The following is a 19,983-nucleotide window of genomic DNA, read 5'->3' as shown; positions in this document are numbered from 1 at the left end:
GTTTAAATTTTTCCTTGAGAATCTAGCTCTTTATAGGTTTTAATGCCTCTAAATCCTGTTTGCAATTTTTGTATTATTTCTTTGGTAGAAATATGTCCGTTTCTAACCAAGAAAATAATATATCTAAAGACCCAAAGATAACTTAAGTTTCCATAAAACCGTTGAATTAATGCAGCTCTTGCAAATACCGCGTTATCGCTTCCCATTTTTCGACCAGAGCTTTCGTAGGGATGCATGACAATCGTTTTAGATACATGCACCATTTTTAATCCGGAATCGAAGGCATTTCTCAAGAAAACATATTCTTCGTTTCCTTGAAATGTGGCACCAAACCCAAAATTATCATTGTATAAAATGTGCTCTTTATGATAATGAGCTCTTCGGAAACTGATCACCCAAGTATAGATTTTTTTCAGGCTTTTTTTAGTATGTATTCCTTCACTAGGGTAATTGGTATATTTGTTTTCATCTTCATCAACTGCCTCAAAGGAAACCATTGATGCATCTTCATTTTTCTTGTAAGCCTCTATAATCGTCTTGTGAAGGTTTGGCTTGTAGACAATATCATCATCTGCCATTAAGCAAATGTCAAAAGAGGCATTCTGAATGGCTAAATTTCTACTTTTTGGAACACCAAACTCAAACGAATTAAGAACTTTTATCTTCGGATTATCAGAAACCAACACTTTATCTTTTGTCGTTTGATTGACAATGAGCAAATTAAAATCATGTATATCATTATGCTGAAACATAGGCTTTAGGAAGTCTAGATTTTCCCGCATCATTGTGGATATCAAAATTTCAATTTGGAATTGCATTATAGAACTAACGGCTTTGTAGTGGGAATTGTTATTTTTGCTTAAAAGTAGTGTTTTTATGCGAATTCTGTTAGTTGGTGAATACAGTCGACTTCACAACTCCTTAAAAGAAGGTTTAAGTCGATTAGGTCATGAAGTTATCATTATGGGAAATAGGGATAATTTTAAAAACTATCCAGTTGACATCTATGTAAATCACTCATTTCACCACAAAATTCTTAAGAAGTTTCGAGTTGGTTTTTACAAGCTTACTTCCATTGATCTAGGTTCTTTGGAAATTTACCTGAAGGCCTCTTTGAAATTAAGGAAACTAGATCATTTTGATATAGTTCAACTCATTAACGAATCGTCGCTTGTAATTAAAGCACCTTATGAAAAACGATTCATCAAACAATTACTCAAAAAGTCCAAAAAACTCTTTTTACTATCGACTGGCTCCGATTATATAAACATCAAATACATGCTTGAAGAAAAATTCAGATATAGCATTTTAACGCCTTATTTGAACGATTCAAGTTTAGAAAAAGCCTACCGATTTGATTTGCAATATCTCAATTCACAATTCAAAGCCTTACACGAGTTTATATATGAACACTGCAATGGCGTTATTGCTACAGATTTCGATTATCATCTTCCGTTAGTTGGTCATCCAAGATATTTAGGATTAATTCCTAATCCGATCAATATTGAAAAACTAGATTATATTCCGTTTCATACTGGTGAAAAAATCAAGATTTTTCATGGCGTGAATAAAAATTCCATGTTAAAAAAAGGGAATCGTTTCTTTGAAGAGGCTTTGAAAATTATAGAAGAAAAGTACAAAGATAAAGTTGAGATCACTACAACTTATAACATTCCGTACAAGGAATATCTCAATCATTATGAAAATTGCCATATTTTTCTTGATCAAGTGTATGCCTATGATCAAGGCTATAATGCTTTAGAAGCAATGGCCAAAGGAAAAATAGTCTTTACAGGTGCCGAAAAAGAATGGCTAGAACATTATAATTTAAAAGAAGACAGCGTTGCTATTAATGCCTTACCTGATGCTGAAAAAATTGCAGATAAGCTCGACTGGTTAATTCAACATCAAGAGACCATGCTGCAGATTTCAAAAAACGCTAGACAATTCATAGAAAGAGAGCATAATTTTTTAAATTGTGCCAAACAATATTTAAATACTTGGTCATCAAACTAAAAGCCCAGAATGATTTCAGAGAAAGCTAAAATTGGAAAAAACGTCACTATCGGTGCATTTTGTATAATTGAAGATGATGTGGTTATTGGCGATAATACAATCATCAAAAACTATGTTGAATTGAGAAAAGGTACTATCATTGGTAAGGATTGCTACTTAGACTCAAGAGTCACATCTTCTGGAAATTGCACTGTAGGCAATAACGTGATTATCAGATATGATTCCATTTTAGCTAGAGGACTTGAAGTTGGAGACAACACCTATATTTGTCCGAGAGTAATGACAAACAATCTCGATATCAACAAAGAACAAATTGGTGGTGCCAAAATTGGCAAGAATGTCTTTTTAGGAACAAATTGCGTATTACATCACGGAATAGAAATTGGAGACAATAGCGTAATTGGTGCGTTGTCGTATGTAAATAAGAACATTCCCAGTGATGAGATATGGTTTGGCAATCCAGCCAAGTTTTATAAAAAATGCTAAAACCAATTATAGTTTTACACGTTTGTAACGCATCAGCATTTCTTTTTCACTTTCCCAATCTCTATTGTAGTCTTTCTTAATGAGTTTTGCAGGAACACCACCTAACAATATATTCTCTCCTAGTTGCGAATAATCTTTATTACAAAGACTATTGGAAGCCACAACACAATTGTCTGGAGTAATGGTATTGGCCATGATGGTAACACGGTTTGATATAGAATTATGGTTACCAATCTTAATTTCTCCAGAAATAGGATAATGCTCACCAGAATTGCTGTTCATCATTGGATGTGAGTTTGTATCAATAACTTGAGATTGGTAAGCTATTCCAGCCCAATCTCCAATAATGATCTTATTGGTGCATAATAACATTACATCGGAACCTAAGCATCCCATGAATCCAAATTCGCAATAGCCATTTTCTTCAACACAAAGGAAAACGTCCTTACCAAAATGTGCATGGCCTTTAAAAACCAAATTCCCTTTCAATATGACTTCTCCAATTCCTTTGGCTCTAGACATTTTTTCAAATCGTTGTCCGAAACCAATCATGCCTTTTTTTACAGGTGCTTCTATTTTAACCGTTCCTTTAAGACTTGTAAATTTCACACTCCCGTAAAAGTAAAAAGGAAGCTTCATAGCCTGATCAAAAGGCAACATCTTAAAATTAAAGTATACGGTTTTTATCCAATTGACCGAAAAGAACAATTGAGTTTTCTTCCAAAGCTTAAACAAAAAGATGTATATGTTCTTTAAAACCCTAATCATTATTACGTTTAAAAATTCTTTCTAATAAGGACCTAAAATTAATCCTTTTATTCAATTCAACATAAGAATACCCAAAGGAGGCCAATAAAAGTACACTATAAAGCACATAACTTAAAATGTCACCATCTATTGTTTTTGTCACAAAAAAGCAGGCAAAGGAAAGTAAGGTCAATATTGAAAAAATTGAAATCAGTTCTTTTGAAAGTTTTAACCCATAGACATTGTGTGTTATTATTTTCAATCCGATAAAATGACATACATAGTAAACCAAGAAACTAATACCAACACCTTCCAGACCATAAAAATAATAACCCGTAATATTCATAATCAATAACAAGGAATTAAAAAACAAGCCCGTTTTAATAAACAATTTATTATCACTTTTAGCAAGGATCACATAACCTATCGACCAGGAAAGTGTTTTAAAGAGTATGCCAAGTATCGCCCAAGAAAGGAAATCTGAAATCACTAAAAACTCTTCAGAATACAAAATCCTAATAATTAAAGGCATAAAAATCAAAAAGGTTAAAACCAGTGGTCCAATAATCAAAACACCAATTACTGCTTGTTGGCTCACGGTTTGATCAACTTCAGATTTTAACTCAATAATTCCAGACAGTTTAGGAAAGTAATCCGTTCTCATAGCGTTAAAAACCATTCCGACATACGAATTTATAATCATAAAACCTGCCAGATAAAAACCCACTTCAGCTACACCTCCAACATGGCTTAAATATACCTGAAACACATACGCGGTAATCAATGCCATTGAGCCATGAATACTCAACATCAAACCAAAACCCAACATCCCTTTTGCCGATTGAAATGCTTGCTTATAAGACAGGTTCACTCTTTTGTATGCTAGTTTACGAGTAAATAACCAACTAAAGAAAAAATTCAATATCGAAGTAGCAATAATCACTGGAACGATAGCATCCAGCTTGAAAATATAATACAGAGGCAGACTTACAAGAAGTCCTATAAAATTACCCAAAAGATTTGATTTGGCTAATTTTTTTAATTTACGGAATCCTTGTAAAATAGATAATTTTCCAACAGCCAACTGATTGAAAAGCAATGAAGAGGAAATCCATATAAATGCCAAGGTATGATTATAGTCTTCAAAAGCTAAATAACTCAAGATTGGCGACAAAAGTATGGTCACCAATATTCCTAAAGCTCCAGTAAACCATACTACTTTATGAACCGTAGCAATGACTTCAGATACATCTTGTTCATCTTTTTCCTTGGTATTGGATAATGCAATTTCCCTAACCGCTGTAGTATCTAAACCTAGCTTTGTGAATTCACCAATAACCTTTAATGTAGACATTAATAAACCAATAATTCCCATTCCTGTTGGACCAATCAAAAGGGCTACGACTTTTGATCTGATGATGGCTATTCCTATATTCAATACTTGAACACCACCAAAAAGAGATGTCGACTTAAATATTTGGTTATAGGATTTATTCGCCTCCTGCATAAACTATTAGTTATATACGAATGTAATTAAATCTCTTTTATTCTTTAGTGTTAATCACTCCAAAAAGGGAACTGCTAAACACCAACAACACGATAAGATAATGCATTAAATAGCTAAAAAAGTGACCCATTACTGCGCCTTTTAGACCAAATAGTTCTATCAAATAAATACTCGTTAAGTATAAGATAACTACAAGGAAAATTTCTATAATGATAAATTGAGCAAACATTTTCTTTGCTAAAAACTGATAGGCAATGACTATAGACAACACCTTTACAAAATCGCCTAGCAACTGCCAAAAGAACAATTCTTCTACTGGTTGAAAGGCGTCAGAAAACACCAAGTTTACAATGAATGGTCGTAAAAAATAAATAAGTAAGAGTCCGATACCAAAAATCGGCATAATCGATTTATAGAAATCAAATACTTCCTTTCTGAATTCTTCTTTATTATCAATCTCACTGAATCTCGGAATGATATACAAGGTCATAATGGATGTTACAAACATGAGGTAGTAATCTGAAATTCTATTCATGGCTTCCCAATAACCAGCTTGTCTAATACCCAATTCATCGATAATGAAATTCCGAATCATGATTGATGTTAGAGGCAAAGCTATAGACGTCACCAATGCCATTACCGCATAAGGTGCAAAGGTTTTCAACACCTCTATACTAACATTTGTAATCTTAATTTGTCCGATTAAACTTCTACGATTAATGATACCAACCAAGGTAATCAAGAAAATAAGTGAAGGTGCTATAACTGCTGCAACCAAAGCACCATCAATATGTTCAATATAGATTAAGTATAGTGTGATTAGAAGTCCTAGAACTTGCCCTATAATATTAATAACCAAAAGCATTCTGTAATTTGAGAATCCGTTCATGATTCCAAAACAGAACATATTCAAGGAATAGAATGGTAAGGCCAAGGCTAAAACCTGAATGACATAGGTGAAATTATAATTTTCAGAAAATAGAAATCCGTTGATGAAACTCGCATTGTAATAACACAAAAACGACATCAAAATCGTAGAGAAAAACCCCAAATAGTAAGTGGTTGATATCGTTTTACTAAGCTCAACGGCATCTTCCTTAAACTTCCCTATGGTTTTTACAAAACCATTATAGAACCCTAAAATGGCAAACGATTGAATGGCGCTCAAGAAGTTTCTCAAATTACCTATAAGTGCCATCCCTTCTACTCCAATAAAAACAGCTATCGCTTTTGAAGTCAAAATACCAGCAATAATTTTTGTAGCAATAGTGGCAGTATTAAGGTGCGCTACCTTAAACAGCACATTGGTATTAATGTACTTTATGAGTTTCTTCAATTAGTAATTATTTAGGGCATTTATAACTGTTTGAACTTCCTCAGAAGTCATTACTGGACTCATAGGCAAGCTCAAAACGGAATCGTGAATAGATTCTGTTACTGGCAAATATAAGGTTTTATAAGGCAATAAGGCGTTTTGCTTATGTGGCGGAATGGGATAATGAATGAGATATCCAATATTGTGAGCTTCCAAATAACGGATAAAATCCTCTCGCTGCTCAACCCTAACAACAAAAACATGAAACACATGTGCTTCAATATCTCGACAATCTGGTAATTGTATCTTTGGGTTTTTGATACCACTAAAGTACTGTTGGGCTATGTCTTGTCTTTTTTTGTTATCAGCATCTAAGTGCTCGAGCTTAATATTTAAAATACCTGCTTGAAGTTCGTCCAAACGACTATTGATTCCTTGAATGTCATTGATGTACTTTTTTGAACTTCCGTAATTTCGCAAAATTCTAATTTTATCTGCGAGTTGATCATGGTTGGTAGTAACAGCTCCAGCATCACCTAAAGCTCCTAGATTTTTACTAGGATAAAAACTAAATGCCGCTGCATCTGATAAGTTTCCTGCCTTGTTTCCATCTGAACCTTGAATAGCACCATGTGCTTGTGCTGCATCTTCAATTACCAAGAAATTATTTGCTTTTGCAATCGCATTTATGGATTCCATATCTGCTAATTGGCCATATAAGTGAACTGCTAAGATTCCCTTTACATCAGAGCTTAAGTTCTTTTCTATTTCTGACGGACTGATATTGAATGTTGTCTCATCTGGTTCTACAAAAACAGGTTGCAATCCTGAATTGATTACCGACAAGATACTTGCAATATATGTGTTGGCAGGTACGAGTATTTTATCGTTTGGTTGTAAAGCTCCTAATTCAATAAATCCTCTAAAAATAAGCGTCAAGGCATCGAGTCCGTTAGCAACACCTATACAATGTTTAACGTCACAATAAGTAGCAAAATGCGTTTCAAAGGCTTGAACTTCCTGACCTAAGATATAGTGTCCTGACTGTAAAAATGAGGAAAACTTCTCTGAAAACTCATTACTAAAACGCGAATTGATTTTATGTAGGTCAAGAAACTTAATCATAAAAACACATCATTTAACAAGTTATGATTTTTAGTAGGCACTTCATAAAAATTCTGTACAATGGTTCTGGCTCCGAAGCCTTCTTTCCAATATTGCAAGCCTTCATTAATTTTGGTTCCCTCATCTTCATTCGAAATGCCAAAATCAAAATATTGCTTGTCTTTAAAAACATCATCCAAAAGGTACATGTGCAAAAAATCTAAACTTCCTAAAGCATTTTTATCGTCATTACCAGAAATATATTGTGAATGTGCTAATTGTGAGGTTTCAAATATGGTTGTTCCTGCAACAATCTCATCGCCATCATAGACATTAAATTGCCTTATGTGCTTTGGGAACTTTTCTTTTAAATAAGTAATTTCCTCTACCGAATGTACAGGTTGAACTTGGTGTTTGGATTGTAAATTTTTGGTAAGGATATCGTTCCAAAACTCTTCAAATGTATCGACTTCCTTAACCTTTAGGTTATTTTTGACACCCCTTTTGTAGCCATTTTTTCTATCATTTGAAACTTTTATTCTATTGTTGAAATCGATAACCGATAACGTATCTTTTCTGTAGCAATTAGCTTCAGTTAGAAAAAGCAAGTATTCAAGTTCATCACTTGGTGATTTACAATAAATATTTGGAATCGGTTTTAAAAACAAGGAGTCGACCTTACGTTCCTCAAGATATTTCAGAACACATTTAAATCCTTCAAGAACGCTTTTTAGTTTAACCGAATTACCCAAAACAAAGCCTCCATATGTTAATCCTTGATGCGAGTATAGCACATTTTCTTTCAAATGAGCAGGAAGAACCATAAAAAGCTTATCCTCTTTGTAAATCATGAGAGAATAATCCTGGAAACGGTCTTTATGGTATTCTATAAAATCCCTTTGGAACAGAAATGTTCCGTTTTTGGAACGTTTAATAAAATCGTCCCAAACGTCCTTTAGACCTAAGTGGTATAGCTCAATTGAATAAATAAATCGGTGTTTTTATATTAACGCTTGAAAGTACTAATTTATATGTTTACTTAGAAATTTTATTGAAAACTACTTCACCTTTCTCATTAATAAGCTCATAAACACCTTCAGGAGCCTGTTGCCTGATTCGTCCATAACTGATGTCTGGTTCTAAATTTTGTAAGTAATGGTCCTCTTCCGCCAGGTAAGCAAACAAAACCCTAAACAAATTAACTGATGACTTTAAGGTATTTTCATAATCAGGTACCTCTTGGGTTGGCCACTTAACAGCTAAAAGTGAAGAAAATGTAGATTGAATTAAATCTTCGTCTGTAGTTTTAATATAACTTTCTCTCATATAATCATACCCAACATAACCACCATGGTCTGAGGAAATTACAATTATGGAATTGGGATCCTTTTGATTAATTTCCCTGATAACGATACGCAACCATTCATTGGATGTTTTTAAATCTTGCAAGTAGGCACTGCGTTCCTCTTCTTTCCCTTTACTTTCTGTGGGTCTTGTTTGTATATGACCAGGATAGGGTTGGCGAACAAAATAAAAGCTACTTTTCGATCCAACCTTATTTTCCATAGCCTTGAAAAGTGCTTCTTTAGTATCTTTTTCAAATTCAAACCCTCTTGGAAGGTAGGCTATTTCATCATAATCAAGATTGCAATAATCGTATAAAATATTTGGCCTGTTGGTCACTAAATAAGGGGCATCCAAGATAAGATTTGTATGGTAATCATTATTCTTAAAGATGTCAATTACTGGATTTTTCCCTGTTATGATTTGTCTAGAATTATAAAATCGATCTGAATTCAGATAAGCATAATAATAATGATGCTTCATTGAAAACATGGAACTGTTAGAAGTTAAGGTAGAAGTATAATTACTTCTGAAATCATTGTAAATACGAAATCCATTATCTTCTAAAAATGTTTCCATTCCCATATCTTCAAACGCATAATAACCACTCGTCAGAATATTGAAATCCACATAACCATCTGGTTGCAAATAATAAATGTTTGGGCGTTTTTTGAACACTACATTTTTAATATCGTCCTTTGGTTCTTGCCATTCGTAAGAGTATTGCACAAAATAGTATAAGCTTGGTGTTAATTTTACCAAAACCAATACAGCCAATAGCAATTGGAATACCACTACTTTTTTAAGATGCTTATAAAAAATGATGGCAAGAATACAAACAGCTACCAATAAAGTGATCAGCAGTAATCGCTTCTGTATTCCGAAGGTGACATAACCCACAAAAAAAGTGAACAAGCAAAAATTCAAAACCGAAAACATCTTAGACTTAAAATTTGCTGAGGCTTTTAAGACTTTAAGAAGGAACGATAGCAATAAAAAAACTGCAATTGGAATTGCAATGAAGAAAGAAGCTAAAAAAAGGAATTGAGGCCATGAATTAACCATATTGAAATTCGAATCGTACAAATACAATAAGGGTTGAATTCCTGTAGCCAAACCAAACAATACTGGATATTCTCTATTACTGCTTATAAATTTAGCTATCTTATCTCTAATCATTTTATGGTTTTAAAAAGATACATCACGCGCTCTGAATTAGCTATAGATTGCTTTTCAATCAAGTTGAAATGGGTTTTGTAAGAGCTTTCAAAATGTTCAATGGCATAAAAATCGAAATGAGATTTGAATTCGCCTTTGGTATTCAATAAGCGTTGTACCCAAGAATCACTGCGCTTCGGAAACTCGATAATCAAATATTCGGAAAAAGATGCAAAAAATTGAGCCGACATTTCAAAAGGTACATTTCCAGACAAGGTCATATGATGTATCAAAGCCAAGGCTAAAGCCGCATCTGGTGCTAAATTCTGAACCCGACATATAAACGAATGGCGTTCTTTATTTTCAAATCCGACAGCAGGCGAAGGATTTAAAACATCTAGAACCATAGGAAGTATGTATGTTTCCTTGTTTTTCTTAATGGTCTTGTAATTAAAATCAACCGCATTATTGTCAATGTCACTTACAATTGCCAAATCAAGATTGTTGTTTATCTCACGTACAAAAGTGCCATCATTCCCCCCAACATCAATGATTCTCTTACTATTCAATTTGCTGAGCCATCCATTTATGATTTGGGATTTTTCAACAAAAGCCGCATCACTGTAATTAGTTTTATTGTAATAGTTTCCCCATTCAGTGGACTCTTTTAGCTCAAGTTTTTTTATGTAATCGTATAGGGATGTAACAATATTAAGTTGAGCTTTTTTAGATAATGTCGTTTGTTTCGTCTTTCCGCTGTAATCCTCATTGTGCTTATCCTCAAATTTTGCAAGCAAGTGAATATTGGAGTACAAAAACAAATTCAACTTTGTTTTGAATGGCAACATTGATGACAACATCTTAATTGGAATGCCATCAATATAGTTACTCATCAATTTCATTGATTGCGAACCATGATATCGCGCTAAAACTAAGGGTCCTAAAAAATGCGTTATGAATTGCTTATAAGCTCTCCAAGGCGAATTGTTCTGATAAAAATCAAATGACAAGGTATCGATAAAAATCGCTTTGCCTTTATGAAAAGTAACATTGAATGCTGAAGCATCTTTCAATGAGAATCCGTGATCTAAACAAAACTTCTGAATCTTTAAGGTTAAAAGTGCGGCTTCCTTGTATTGATTGAAACTCCATTCGTAAGGATAAGTTATAAACGGAATTTGTTCTGGCTTAATAATGACTTCAGTATCTGAAGTCGACAATTCCTCATGCTTTACAAGAAGACCTGCTTGCCAAAGTTTTTTAAATATACCCTGTGTTTTAAGCGCTTCGTATTGCTTGAAATAAATAGGAAATATAGAGCGTTTAACGTCTCCATCTTCTAAAAAGACATGACCTGAAGGATCGCGAAATGAAGATGCATGCCTATCTTTATTCGTCACGTTTGTTTTGCTTTTCTATATCTGGATCTTCGATATTAATGTCATCAAAATGGTCTTCATCGATTGGTTTTGCAATTCCAAGAAACACTTTGATCTTATGCATCACATTTTTGGAAAACAAAACAACACCAGCCACAGCAGCAACGATAGCTTGTATGATCATTGCGCCTAAACCTGGATCGAAATATAAGAAGACATTCATATCTTAGTTTTTGTAAATATAGAAAACTAAACCTAAACGTATAAGCAACTAATCCTTTTAGAATTATCTTTTTTACAGACTATAAAGCTTTGTTACGTTTTCGCTCTACTTCTTTCAGTAAGATTTTTCTAAGTCTCAAATGGTTTGGCGTTACCTCAACATATTCATCCTTCTGAATATATTCTAATGCCTCTTCCAAAGAAAACTTAATAGCAGGTACAATTTTAGCTTTATCATCAGCACCAGCACTTCTCACGTTGCTCAACTTTTTGGTTTTTGTGACATTAACGGTCATGTCATCACCTCTAGAGTTTTCACCAATCACTTGTCCTTCATAAATATCTTCACCTGGATCGATAAAGAATTTACCACGATCTTGAAGTTTATCAATAGAATAAGGAATGGCCTGACCATTTTCCATAGAAACCAAACTTCCATTTTGACGCTCTGGAATGCCTCCTTTGATCGGTTGGTATTCCTTAAAGCGATGTGCCATAATAGCTTCTCCAGCAGTGGCCGTCAACAATTGATTTCGCAAACCAATAATACCTCTTGAAGGCACCATGAATTCACAAACCATTCGGTCACCTTTGGCTTCCATACTAATCATTTCACCTTTACGTTTGGTAACCAGCTCAATGGCTTTTCCAGAAACATCTTCAGGCAAATCGATAGTCATTTCCTCAACTGGCTCACATTTCACACCATCAATTTCCTTAACAATAACTTGTGGCTGACCAATTTGCAATTCGTAACCTTCACGACGCATGGTTTCGATTAAAACCGATAAATGCAAGACACCACGACCAAACACCATGAATTTATCAGCACTGTCGGTTTCCTCAACACGCAACGCCAAGTTCTTTTCCAATTCCTTGGTCAATCGCTCTTTAATGTGGCGAGACGTGACGTATTTTCCATCTTTTCCAAAAAATGGTGAATCGTTGATGGTAAATAGCATGCTCATCGTTGGCTCATCAATAGCAATGGTTTTCATACCTTCAGGATTCTCAAAGTCGGCAACCGTATCACCAATTTCAAAACCTTCCAATCCAACAATAGCACAAATATCACCAGCTTCTACCTCTTCAACCTTCTTACGACCTAATCCTTCAAAAGTATGAAGTTCCTTAATTTTTGATTTTACGATACTACCATCACGTTTTACCAATGAAATATTCTGATTAGCTTTCAAGGTTCCTCTTGTCAATCTACCAATAGCAATTCGACCAGTAAATGATGAGAAATCCAATGAGGTAATCAGCATTTGAGTAGTTCCTTCTTCAATTTTTGGCTCTGGAATATGTTCAATAACCATATCTAGCAATGGCTCAATATTATCCGTTTGATTATTCCAATCCTCACTCATCCAATTATGTTTCGCTGAACCATAAACCGTTGGAAAATCTAGCTGCCACTCCTCTGCTCCCAGTTCGAACATAAGATCAAACACTTTTTCATGAACCTCATCAGGCGTACAGTTTTCCTTGTCTACTTTATTGATGACCACACATGGCTTCAATCCTAAGTCGATAGCTTTTTGAAGTACAAATCGCGTTTGCGGCATTGGACCTTCAAAAGCATCCACCAATAACAAAACTCCATCTGCCATATTCAAGACACGTTCAACCTCACCTCCAAAATCGGCGTGACCTGGTGTGTCAATGATGTTGATCTTGGTATCCTTATATGTTACAGAAACATTTTTAGACGTAATGGTAATACCACGTTCACGTTCCAAATCGTTATTGTCAAGAATTAAATCTCCTGTGTTTTCGTTGTCACGAAACAGTTGACAATGGTACATGATCTTATCTACCAACGTCGTTTTGCCATGGTCAACATGGGCAATAATTGCAATGTTTTTTATTGTAGCCATTTTTCAGCTTTTATTTGAGCGTGCAAATGTACATTAAATAAGCTATTAATTCTTCAATAGTTTCATAAATTATTTGATTTCAAAACTTTAACTTTTTGTAAAGAGAAAGGAACTTTATTAGTTAATTATATGTTATAATGCACAAGAGAGATACTTAAGCTTCGTAACTTTCGTTAGAGTATTGATTAATAGTAAATAGCCACTAACCAACCGCTTAAAGAAGGCGATTTACATTTGTAACAAAAAAACCCTATTACAGATGAAATTCTTAAGCACTTATTCCAAATTCATTCCGTATTTGTATTTTATTGCCATTATTGCATACTGGTTTACGATTGTAAATAGAAATGTTGGTATTTCCGCATTTCCAATATTACTGTTCGGCATCCCATTTGTTTGGCAAATTGTTAAACCGAGCAGAAAGCTCAACTTTACATTAGGCATTACATTTGTTTGTTTGTCTTCCTATTTAATTTTAGCATATATATCTGATATGCTTAATATTATCAATTTGTCGACAACAACTAAACAATTCATTGTTTATGGTGGATTATTTGTGGTTGCCAATTTTGTGATGGCCTTGTGGATGATTCGCAACAGTATTCAGCGTGCCTTTTAACATCTAAAAGCTCACTAAAATTTATTGGTGGTTATGCAGCGTTTAATTTCGTAACTTTGCGCTTTAATTTGAAACTTCATATTGAATGAATCGCATAGACGTTCCGAAACTGAATCATATCAACTCCAATAATTTCTTTTTACTATGTGGACCTTGTGCCATAGAAGGTGAAGAGATGGCACTCAGAATTGCTGAAAAAGTGGTTGGAATAACCGATCAACTTAAAATTCCTTATGTTTTTAAGGGCAGTTTCAAAAAAGCCAATCGCAGTCGAATTGATAGCTTTACAGGGATTGGAGATGAAAAAGCATTAAAGATCTTAAGAAAAGTATCTGAAACTTTTGAGGTGCCAACCATAACAGATATTCACGAAGTAACTGATGCTGCTATGGCTGCCGAGTATGTTGATGTTCTTCAAATTCCTGCTTTCTTGGTAAGACAAACCGATTTAGTAGTAGCTGCTGCTGAAACCGGAAAAGTGGTCAATCTTAAGAAAGGGCAGTTTATGAGTCCGGAATCGATGAAACATGCAGTTCAAAAAGTGAAAGACACCGGAAATGAAAACGCATGGATTACAGATCGTGGTACCATGTTCGGATATCAAGATATGATTGTCGATTTTAGAGGTATTCCAACAATGCGCCAATATGCACCTACTGTTTTAGACGTTACCCATTCTCTGCAGCAACCTAACCAAAGTGTAGGTGTTACAGGTGGACGTCCAGAAATGATTGAAACTATTGCCCGAGCAGGTGTAGTTAATCATGTAGATGGTTTGTTTATTGAAACCCATTTCGATCCTGCCAATGCCAAAAGCGATGGTGCAAACATGTTGCATTTAGATAAATTGGAAGGTTTATTGACCAATCTTGTAGCCATTAGAAACACCATCAACAACCTTTAAATCATGTTAGAGGATTTAGAATTTAGGGAAGCTACTTTAGAGGATCTTCCTGAAATCACGGCACTTTTTAGAGATACCATTAGGAATGTGAATTCTAAGGATTATTCTGAAAAACAAGTTGAAGCTTGGGCTTCAGGAGCAGACAAAACTAAAAAATGGGAAAAACGTATTAAATCCCTTTACTTTTTAGTTGCTGAGCTCGATAATCAAATTGTTGGGTTTTCATATTTGAAAGATGGCAACTATTTAGATGGCTTGTTTGTACATAAAGATTTTCAAGGCAAAACAATCGCTTCAAAATTGTTGCGCATCATGGAATCTCGTGTAAGCATGAACGGATTTGAACGTATAAAATCTGATGTTAGCATTACAGCCTTACCTTTTTTTGATTCTCATTTTTATGAGGTAGAGAAAAAACAAAAAGTTTCTGTTAGAGATGTCATTTTAGAAAATTATATCGTTTACAAAGACCTCTAGCCTACTTCAAAAATGATTTGTTTTTGTGGCTTGCGACCTCTTCCATCACAGCAATAAAAACAGCATCATTTATATCTTCCAGAGATTTATACCGTAAGGATTTTACGACTTTACGATGTTCAGAAACCAAATGTTCAGTATGCTTTGTTAGATGTGCTGAATGCCACAAGCCAACATCGACATAATCTTTACTTTGGTTGAGGTAACAAATTGGTCGTTTATCAACGTAGTAGCATGGGATTTTCCATTTGTACTTCAGTTCAGCCTCAGGAAACGTGTGTTCAATTAAAACTTGTAAGTGCAACAAGATAGACTTGAAGGGTTCTTTTTGTTTAAGAATATAGGCTTCAGCAGGATTCATCTCTAGTTTATTAGTCCATTACAAATTAAGGAAAGGAAAATTTTCTTACAATAAATTATATATCTTTATTGAGATTACTTTTGAATACCAACCATGAAATCATTTGTAACCTTACTGTTTTGCTTACTATCCATTTTTATTCACGGACAGGATACTGTACTAAAGGAAATGTCTTATACAGATTTTTTCGATGCAATTGAAACGTCAAAAGATTCTGTTTTTTCATTATCTGAAGCATTAATTGTATTTAATGAATCTACAGATGAGCGCTTTAAAAAGTTAGATTCTTTAAATTCTAAACGAGATACAATTGTCATTAATAAGCCAATAAAATTAGATTATGTTCATTTTGACCGAAAAGGCTCACTCAACTATTTAAGTTTTAATGAAGAAGTAGAAATAATAAACTCAATGGCGTTATGCGTAGAAGCTTCTACGTTCAAAGGAGATCTGACCTTTTGGGTAAATTATGATGAAAATAAAAATCCGCCACCTACCATACCTAAGAATTTAGATAAAAGATTTACAAAATATGCACCCTATTATAATTTTTCTACAACCTTCTTATTTAAAAATAACAAAGTAGTATCTCATGTTTTTTTTGAAAATTATTATAAGGTTAATGATAATTCACAAGGGTCTATTATGGTTTTATCAAACGTTTTCGATTATAGAAATTTGGAACGGAAATTTTTTAGCACTCCACTAATTTGTTCAAACTTAAGTACTTTCCAAAGTAATGACATTTACAATAATTACCACCAAATACAATTTAGTACTTTCCCTGGCAATTTTAAGAACAATTCCTTCCATGGATTTGGATACACTATGTTTCCCTTCAATATGAAGGTAAATGATTACACAACAATTGAAGGCAACAAGTTCAATTATTTTACAAGTATTGATTTTACTGAAAATGGATTTTATTCTTGGGAAGACCTAAAAGATAAATTTCTATATGCTGAAACCGATTTTCAAATTAAGTTTTTTAAACTTGATTCAATGGACGTAAAAAAATATGCAAACAAGAGAATTCTTGAAGATAATATATTTTTTACCTCCTATGTTCAGAACTTGGAGAAGTTAGAAAAAAATTACAGATCTAAAAGAGACTTTAAATCTGCAAATGCTGTCTATGTTGCTATAAAAGACTTAGAAACTGATCGATTAAAACATGATTATAAAGCAAACCGAAATTTTGATACATTTTTTCAATGGCAAATCAATCGTTTTATCGGTATGTTTTCAGATTATGGAACCAAACCCAGTAAAGCGATAGTTATTTCGATGTATGTTATTTTGATCTTCGCGCTATTCTACTTTCTTTTTCCAAATGACTGGGATTCTAACGGAAAAAACAGAATCATGAATCGCTATAATTTCTTTATGAAATATTTGAATGTAGATTCTGGAATGCATGAAATCTATCAAGACGAGACCAGAAAAAAAATGTTAGAATACGAAGAATTCAAAAACTATATTGAAACTTCAAAACATACGACACCAAAGTTTTTCAAAGCCACGGCTTTACCTTTGTATCGCTGGTCTATTTTGGGTTCAAAATTCACTTCCAGTATCTTAAAGCGTTTTGATATCCTCAAAGGAACATGGAAAGATGTTCCAAAAAAACACAAATGGTGGAAAGGGCTGATTATCATCTTTGTTTTCATTATTGCTATTCTTTACGACATCATAATCAAGTTTCTCAACGCGCTAATGCTTAGCATCAATACCTTTAGCACGCTTGGCTTTGGAGAGATACCAATAAAAGGTTTACCAAGATATCTTGCCATTATTCAAGGTTTTATTGGCTGGTTTATGCTTACAATATTTAGTGTATCACTGATTTCCCAACTATTGAGTTGACTCTCAAAAAAATCCATAAAAACAATTTCGGCATCAAATATTTAACAAAAATTTATAGTCGATAAATCAATTATATTTATTTACTTTGCAATTCAAAGTACTTTATATGGAATCCAAAAAATATTTAGACGATATCACAGAGATTAAATCTATGATGAACAAATCATCACGATTTATTTCATTAAGTGGTCTTTCAGGAGTTTTAGCTGGAATATATGCCCTTGTTGGTGCAGCCATTGCCTATTACTTAGTGTCAAATTCGGTAAGAGGCTATCTTATATTAGATGGCTATGTCTTTAGAATTTGTGTTGGTATTCTTTTAGGTGTTGCGGCTTTAAGTATCTTAACAGGCATCATCTTGACGACCAAAAAGGCAAAGAAAAATGGTGAAAAAATTTGGGATAGCTCATCAAAACGTCTATTGATTAATTTTTTAATTCCTTTGGTTACTGGTGGTATTTACATACTGATCATCTTAAATCAAGAACGTTATGGACATACAGCTGCTTTGATGTTGATATTTTATGGTTTGGCATTGATTAATGCGTCTAAATATAGCTTAGGCGATATTCGTTATTTAGGTTTTACTGAAATTATATTAGGCTTGATATGTGCTGTAGTACCGAGTTATGGATTTTGGTTTTGGGTCGCAGGTTTTGGAATCATGCATATCGTTTATGGAACTTGGATGCATTTCAAATACGATAAACGATAAATTTAAGGTGTCAGCATAATGGCTGAAAAACCTTTAACTTTAACCTCTAAATTTTGAACTCGATTTGAGCATCATAAATAACATAAACAAAGTCTTTGACCATAGAATCCGATTGGGAATCATGTCGGTCTTAATGGTAAATGAATATGCTGATTTTAATACATTGAAAGAATTGTTAGGTGCTACCGATGGTAATTTGGCAAGTCACACCAAAGCCTTGGAAAATGCCAACTATATTGAAGTTGAAAAACAGTTTATCGGGAGAAAACCAAATACACGCTACTCTACCACCAAATTGGGTAGAGCAGAATTTAAAAAACATATTGAAGCCCTTGAAAAATTAATACATAAACAATAATATTTTTTTAACTCTTTACTTTGTATTTCAAAGTACTTTAATTAAAAAACATGGAACAGTCAAACACACCTCAACCAAATCGGCAACCTCAAACAAACAAATTTTTTTATTGGTTAAAAAACTCAATCACAGCACGCATGCTTATGGTTGGATTTTTAATTATTGTCTTACTCATACCACTATCTTACATCAATAGCTTGATTAACGAACGTGCCTTACGACAAGCAGATGTCGTAAAGGAAATCAATGAAAAATGGGGAAATAATGTCGTTGTATATGGACCCATTTTAAAACTACCTTATAAAACCTATTCGGAAACCAAGACCTATAACGAAAAAACCAAGACCTATTTTAAGGAGACCGAAACGCACATCAATTACGCTTATATCTTTCCAGAGAGTTTACATACTGATGCCAATGTAGATTCCAAACCTTTAAAAAGAGGCAATTTTGAATCGGCTGTATTTACAACTGTCATGGATTTTTCAGGAGAATTCATTCCAGCTAATCTGGATGCAAAAGGCATCAAAACCGAAGATATCATTTGGGATAAAGCTTCCATCATCATAAAAACCTCAAACTTGAAAGGTATCAGAAGTGAAATGGTTTTGAAAATGAATGCAGAGGAGTACAGTTTCCAAAGCAATTACAACAATAATTCCAATAGTCATAATCGCTTGGATATTTTAGAATCGAGTTTTATCAAAGCAGAAGACCTTTCAGATGACCACAATGATACATTCAATATCCAAATAGTTTTTAATGGGACTGAACAAATTGATTTGATACCAATTGGTAAAACTACGACCATGAAGATGATTTCCAATTGGGCTGATCCTAGTTTCATTGGTAATTATCTACCTAATGATGAAACCAAGGAAATCTCAAAAGACGGATTTAAAGCAGATTGGAAAGTACTTCACATCAATCGTGCCTTTTCACAACAACATTTAAACAACATTCCAGATCTTAGGGAGTTTGCCTTCGGAACAAAGTTTATGGTCATGGTCGATGAATATCAAAAAAGTGAACGTTCTGCTAAATATGGATTTTTAGTGATCGCACTCACTTTTCTCATATTCTTCTTGATTCAAACCATGAGCAAAATACAAATCCATCCTTTCCAATATTTAATGATCGGCTTGGCATTGACTATGTTCTATACCTTATTGGTTTCTATTTCTGAACACAGTAATTTCCTTAACGCTTATCTCGTAGCAGGAATAGCGGTTGTGGCCTTAATCACTTTATATTCAAGGTCTATTTTAAAGAGTAACAAGTTTTCCGTCTTGATTGGCACTTCTTTGACAGCTTTGTATGCGTTCATCTATGTGATCATTCAATTGGAAAATTATGCTCTACTCGTTGGTAGTATTGGACTCTTTATCATCCTTGCCATCGTCATGTTTGTCTCAAGGAAAATTGATTGGAGTAACGATTAATTAGTTGGTGGTGTGACCTCGTTCCGCTTTCATTTCTTGAAATGAACGAGGTTTCATTTAAATTAAAACGTATGCTAAATAAT

Annotated in this window: 20 protein-coding genes; 9 read left to right on the top strand and 11 right to left on the bottom strand. The window is 33.8% G+C overall.

Features of this window, described 5'->3' with window-relative positions; all coding sequences use genetic code 11:
- Positions 1–2 precede the first annotated feature (2 nt).
- Positions 3–785 (bottom strand): glycosyltransferase, encoded by a 783-nt coding sequence (locus tag AB9K26_RS01835; RefSeq protein ID WP_369970829.1) that lies wholly within the window; start codon positions 783–785, stop codon positions 3–5.
- 91 nt (positions 786–876) lie between these two features.
- Between AB9K26_RS01835 and AB9K26_RS01830 the strand changes: the two genes are divergently transcribed.
- Together AB9K26_RS01830 and AB9K26_RS01825 are read left to right on the top strand one after the other, a co-directional pair.
- Entirely contained in the window at positions 877–2,016 is a 1,140-nt protein-coding gene (locus tag AB9K26_RS01830) for a glycosyltransferase (protein ID WP_369970828.1), read from the top strand.
- 9 nt (positions 2,017–2,025) lie between these two features.
- Entirely contained in the window at positions 2,026–2,502 is a 477-nt protein-coding gene (locus tag AB9K26_RS01825) for a DapH/DapD/GlmU-related protein (protein ID WP_369970827.1), read from the top strand.
- Between the two features lie 6 nt (positions 2,503–2,508).
- Here AB9K26_RS01825 and AB9K26_RS01820 read toward each other — a convergent pair whose 3' ends face one another.
- From AB9K26_RS01820 to typA, 9 genes are all read right to left on the bottom strand, one after another.
- Positions 2,509–3,270, bottom strand: coding sequence for a transferase (locus AB9K26_RS01820; RefSeq protein ID WP_369970826.1), 762 nt, complete (start codon positions 3,268–3,270; stop codon positions 2,509–2,511).
- Positions 3,263–4,756: an O-antigen translocase gene (locus AB9K26_RS01815; RefSeq protein ID WP_369970825.1), complete on the bottom strand. Its 1,494-nt coding sequence runs from the start codon at positions 4,754–4,756 to the stop codon at positions 3,263–3,265. The genes AB9K26_RS01820 and AB9K26_RS01815 overlap by 8 nt, the downstream gene beginning before the upstream one ends.
- Positions 4,757–4,793: 37 nt before the next feature.
- Positions 4,794–6,092 (bottom strand): O-antigen translocase, encoded by a 1,299-nt coding sequence (locus AB9K26_RS01810; RefSeq protein ID WP_369970824.1) that lies wholly within the window; start codon positions 6,090–6,092, stop codon positions 4,794–4,796.
- On the bottom strand, positions 6,093–7,196 hold the full coding sequence (locus AB9K26_RS01805; protein WP_369970823.1) for a DegT/DnrJ/EryC1/StrS family aminotransferase: 1,104 nt from the start codon (positions 7,194–7,196) through the stop codon (positions 6,093–6,095).
- Positions 7,193–8,026 (bottom strand): GNAT family N-acetyltransferase, encoded by an 834-nt coding sequence (locus AB9K26_RS01800; protein WP_369970822.1) that lies wholly within the window; start codon positions 8,024–8,026, stop codon positions 7,193–7,195. The genes AB9K26_RS01805 and AB9K26_RS01800 overlap by 4 nt, the downstream gene beginning before the upstream one ends.
- 184 nt (positions 8,027–8,210) lie before the next feature.
- Positions 8,211–9,698 carry a sulfatase-like hydrolase/transferase gene (locus tag AB9K26_RS01795; RefSeq protein WP_369970821.1) on the bottom strand — a complete coding sequence of 496 codons (1,488 nt, stop codon included), beginning with the start codon at positions 9,696–9,698 and terminating at the stop codon, positions 8,211–8,213.
- The gene (locus AB9K26_RS01790; protein WP_369970820.1) at positions 9,695–11,077 is read right to left on the bottom strand and encodes a class I SAM-dependent methyltransferase; all 1,383 of its coding nucleotides are present in this window, start codon (positions 11,075–11,077) and stop codon (positions 9,695–9,697) included. Before AB9K26_RS01790 ends, AB9K26_RS01795 begins: the two co-directional genes overlap by 4 nt.
- Positions 11,067–11,279: a hypothetical protein gene (locus tag AB9K26_RS01785; RefSeq protein WP_369970819.1), complete on the bottom strand. Its 213-nt coding sequence runs from the start codon at positions 11,277–11,279 to the stop codon at positions 11,067–11,069. The genes AB9K26_RS01790 and AB9K26_RS01785 overlap by 11 nt, the downstream gene beginning before the upstream one ends.
- A 79-nt stretch (positions 11,280–11,358) precedes the next feature.
- A complete protein-coding gene (typA, locus tag AB9K26_RS01780) occupies positions 11,359–13,158 on the bottom strand; it encodes a translational GTPase TypA (RefSeq protein ID WP_369970818.1) in 1,800 nt (599 codons plus the stop codon).
- Between the two features lie 259 nt (positions 13,159–13,417).
- Here typA and AB9K26_RS01775 point away from each other — a divergent pair, with 259 nt between their 5' ends.
- From AB9K26_RS01775 to AB9K26_RS01765, 3 genes are all read left to right on the top strand, one after another.
- Entirely contained in the window at positions 13,418–13,777 is a 360-nt protein-coding gene (locus AB9K26_RS01775) for a hypothetical protein (protein ID WP_369970817.1), read from the top strand.
- A gap of 85 nt (positions 13,778–13,862) precedes the next feature.
- Positions 13,863–14,681, top strand: a complete 819-nt coding sequence (gene kdsA / locus AB9K26_RS01770) for a 3-deoxy-8-phosphooctulonate synthase (RefSeq protein WP_369970816.1) — start codon at positions 13,863–13,865, stop codon at positions 14,679–14,681.
- 3 nt (positions 14,682–14,684) lie between these two features.
- Positions 14,685–15,158, top strand: coding sequence for an N-acetyltransferase family protein (locus tag AB9K26_RS01765; protein ID WP_369970815.1), 474 nt, complete (start codon positions 14,685–14,687; stop codon positions 15,156–15,158).
- A 1-nt stretch (position 15,159) separates the two neighbouring features.
- Here AB9K26_RS01765 and AB9K26_RS01760 read toward each other — a convergent pair whose 3' ends face one another.
- Positions 15,160–15,519 (bottom strand): DUF1801 domain-containing protein, encoded by a 360-nt coding sequence (locus AB9K26_RS01760; protein WP_369970814.1) that lies wholly within the window; start codon positions 15,517–15,519, stop codon positions 15,160–15,162.
- A gap of 93 nt (positions 15,520–15,612) precedes the next feature.
- On the opposite strand from AB9K26_RS01760, the gene AB9K26_RS01755 reads away from it, so the two are divergent.
- The 4 genes from AB9K26_RS01755 (at position 15,613) to creD (ending at position 19,900) form a co-directional block, all read left to right on the top strand.
- Positions 15,613–17,385: an ion channel gene (locus tag AB9K26_RS01755; protein WP_369970813.1), complete on the top strand. Its 1,773-nt coding sequence runs from the start codon at positions 15,613–15,615 to the stop codon at positions 17,383–17,385.
- A 106-nt stretch (positions 17,386–17,491) separates the two neighbouring features.
- Entirely contained in the window at positions 17,492–18,100 is a 609-nt protein-coding gene (locus AB9K26_RS01750) for a hypothetical protein (RefSeq protein WP_369970812.1), read from the top strand.
- Positions 18,101–18,164: 64 nt separating this feature from the next.
- The gene (locus tag AB9K26_RS01745; protein WP_369970811.1) at positions 18,165–18,458 is read left to right on the top strand and encodes a winged helix-turn-helix domain-containing protein; all 294 of its coding nucleotides are present in this window, start codon (positions 18,165–18,167) and stop codon (positions 18,456–18,458) included.
- A 50-nt stretch (positions 18,459–18,508) separates the two neighbouring features.
- Positions 18,509–19,900: a cell envelope integrity protein CreD gene (gene creD / locus AB9K26_RS01740; RefSeq protein ID WP_369970810.1), complete on the top strand. Its 1,392-nt coding sequence runs from the start codon at positions 18,509–18,511 to the stop codon at positions 19,898–19,900.
- Positions 19,901–19,983: the final 83 nt, after the last annotated feature.

The organism is Psychroserpens sp. XS_ASV72, from assembly GCF_041224425.1.
GTDB lineage: Bacteria > Bacteroidota > Bacteroidia > Flavobacteriales > Flavobacteriaceae > Psychroserpens.
Note: the sequence above shows the minus strand (reverse complement) of the source record. Positions and strands in the feature narration are given on the sequence as shown.

What these genes read in the sequence shown, in the direction of transcription:
- AB9K26_RS01835 (WP_369970829.1), bottom strand. Translation starts at nt 785, where the DNA reads ATGATGCGGGAAAATCTAGACTTCCTAAAGCCTATGTTTCAGCATAAT.
- AB9K26_RS01830 (WP_369970828.1), top strand. Translation starts at nt 877, where the DNA reads ATGCGAATTCTGTTAGTTGGTGAATACAGTCGACTTCACAACTCCTTA.
- AB9K26_RS01825 (WP_369970827.1), top strand. Translation starts at nt 2,026, where the DNA reads ATGATTTCAGAGAAAGCTAAAATTGGAAAAAACGTCACTATCGGTGCA.
- AB9K26_RS01820 (WP_369970826.1), bottom strand. Translation starts at nt 3,270, where the DNA reads ATGATTAGGGTTTTAAAGAACATATACATCTTTTTGTTTAAGCTTTGG.
- AB9K26_RS01815 (WP_369970825.1), bottom strand. Translation starts at nt 4,756, where the DNA reads ATGCAGGAGGCGAATAAATCCTATAACCAAATATTTAAGTCGACATCT.
- AB9K26_RS01805 (WP_369970823.1), bottom strand. Translation starts at nt 7,196, where the DNA reads ATGATTAAGTTTCTTGACCTACATAAAATCAATTCGCGTTTTAGTAAT.
- AB9K26_RS01800 (WP_369970822.1), bottom strand. Translation starts at nt 8,026, where the DNA reads ATGATTTACAAAGAGGATAAGCTTTTTATGGTTCTTCCTGCTCATTTG.
- AB9K26_RS01795 (WP_369970821.1), bottom strand. Translation starts at nt 9,698, where the DNA reads ATGATTAGAGATAAGATAGCTAAATTTATAAGCAGTAATAGAGAATAT.
- AB9K26_RS01785 (WP_369970819.1), bottom strand. Translation starts at nt 11,279, where the DNA reads ATGAATGTCTTCTTATATTTCGATCCAGGTTTAGGCGCAATGATCATA.
- typA (WP_369970818.1), bottom strand. Translation starts at nt 13,158, where the DNA reads ATGGCTACAATAAAAAACATTGCAATTATTGCCCATGTTGACCATGGC.
- AB9K26_RS01775 (WP_369970817.1), top strand. Translation starts at nt 13,418, where the DNA reads ATGAAATTCTTAAGCACTTATTCCAAATTCATTCCGTATTTGTATTTT.
- kdsA (WP_369970816.1), top strand. Translation starts at nt 13,863, where the DNA reads ATGAATCGCATAGACGTTCCGAAACTGAATCATATCAACTCCAATAAT.
- AB9K26_RS01765 (WP_369970815.1), top strand. Translation starts at nt 14,685, where the DNA reads ATGTTAGAGGATTTAGAATTTAGGGAAGCTACTTTAGAGGATCTTCCT.
- AB9K26_RS01760 (WP_369970814.1), bottom strand. Translation starts at nt 15,519, where the DNA reads ATGAATCCTGCTGAAGCCTATATTCTTAAACAAAAAGAACCCTTCAAG.
- AB9K26_RS01755 (WP_369970813.1), top strand. Translation starts at nt 15,613, where the DNA reads ATGAAATCATTTGTAACCTTACTGTTTTGCTTACTATCCATTTTTATT.
- AB9K26_RS01750 (WP_369970812.1), top strand. Translation starts at nt 17,492, where the DNA reads ATGGAATCCAAAAAATATTTAGACGATATCACAGAGATTAAATCTATG.
- creD (WP_369970810.1), top strand. Translation starts at nt 18,509, where the DNA reads ATGGAACAGTCAAACACACCTCAACCAAATCGGCAACCTCAAACAAAC.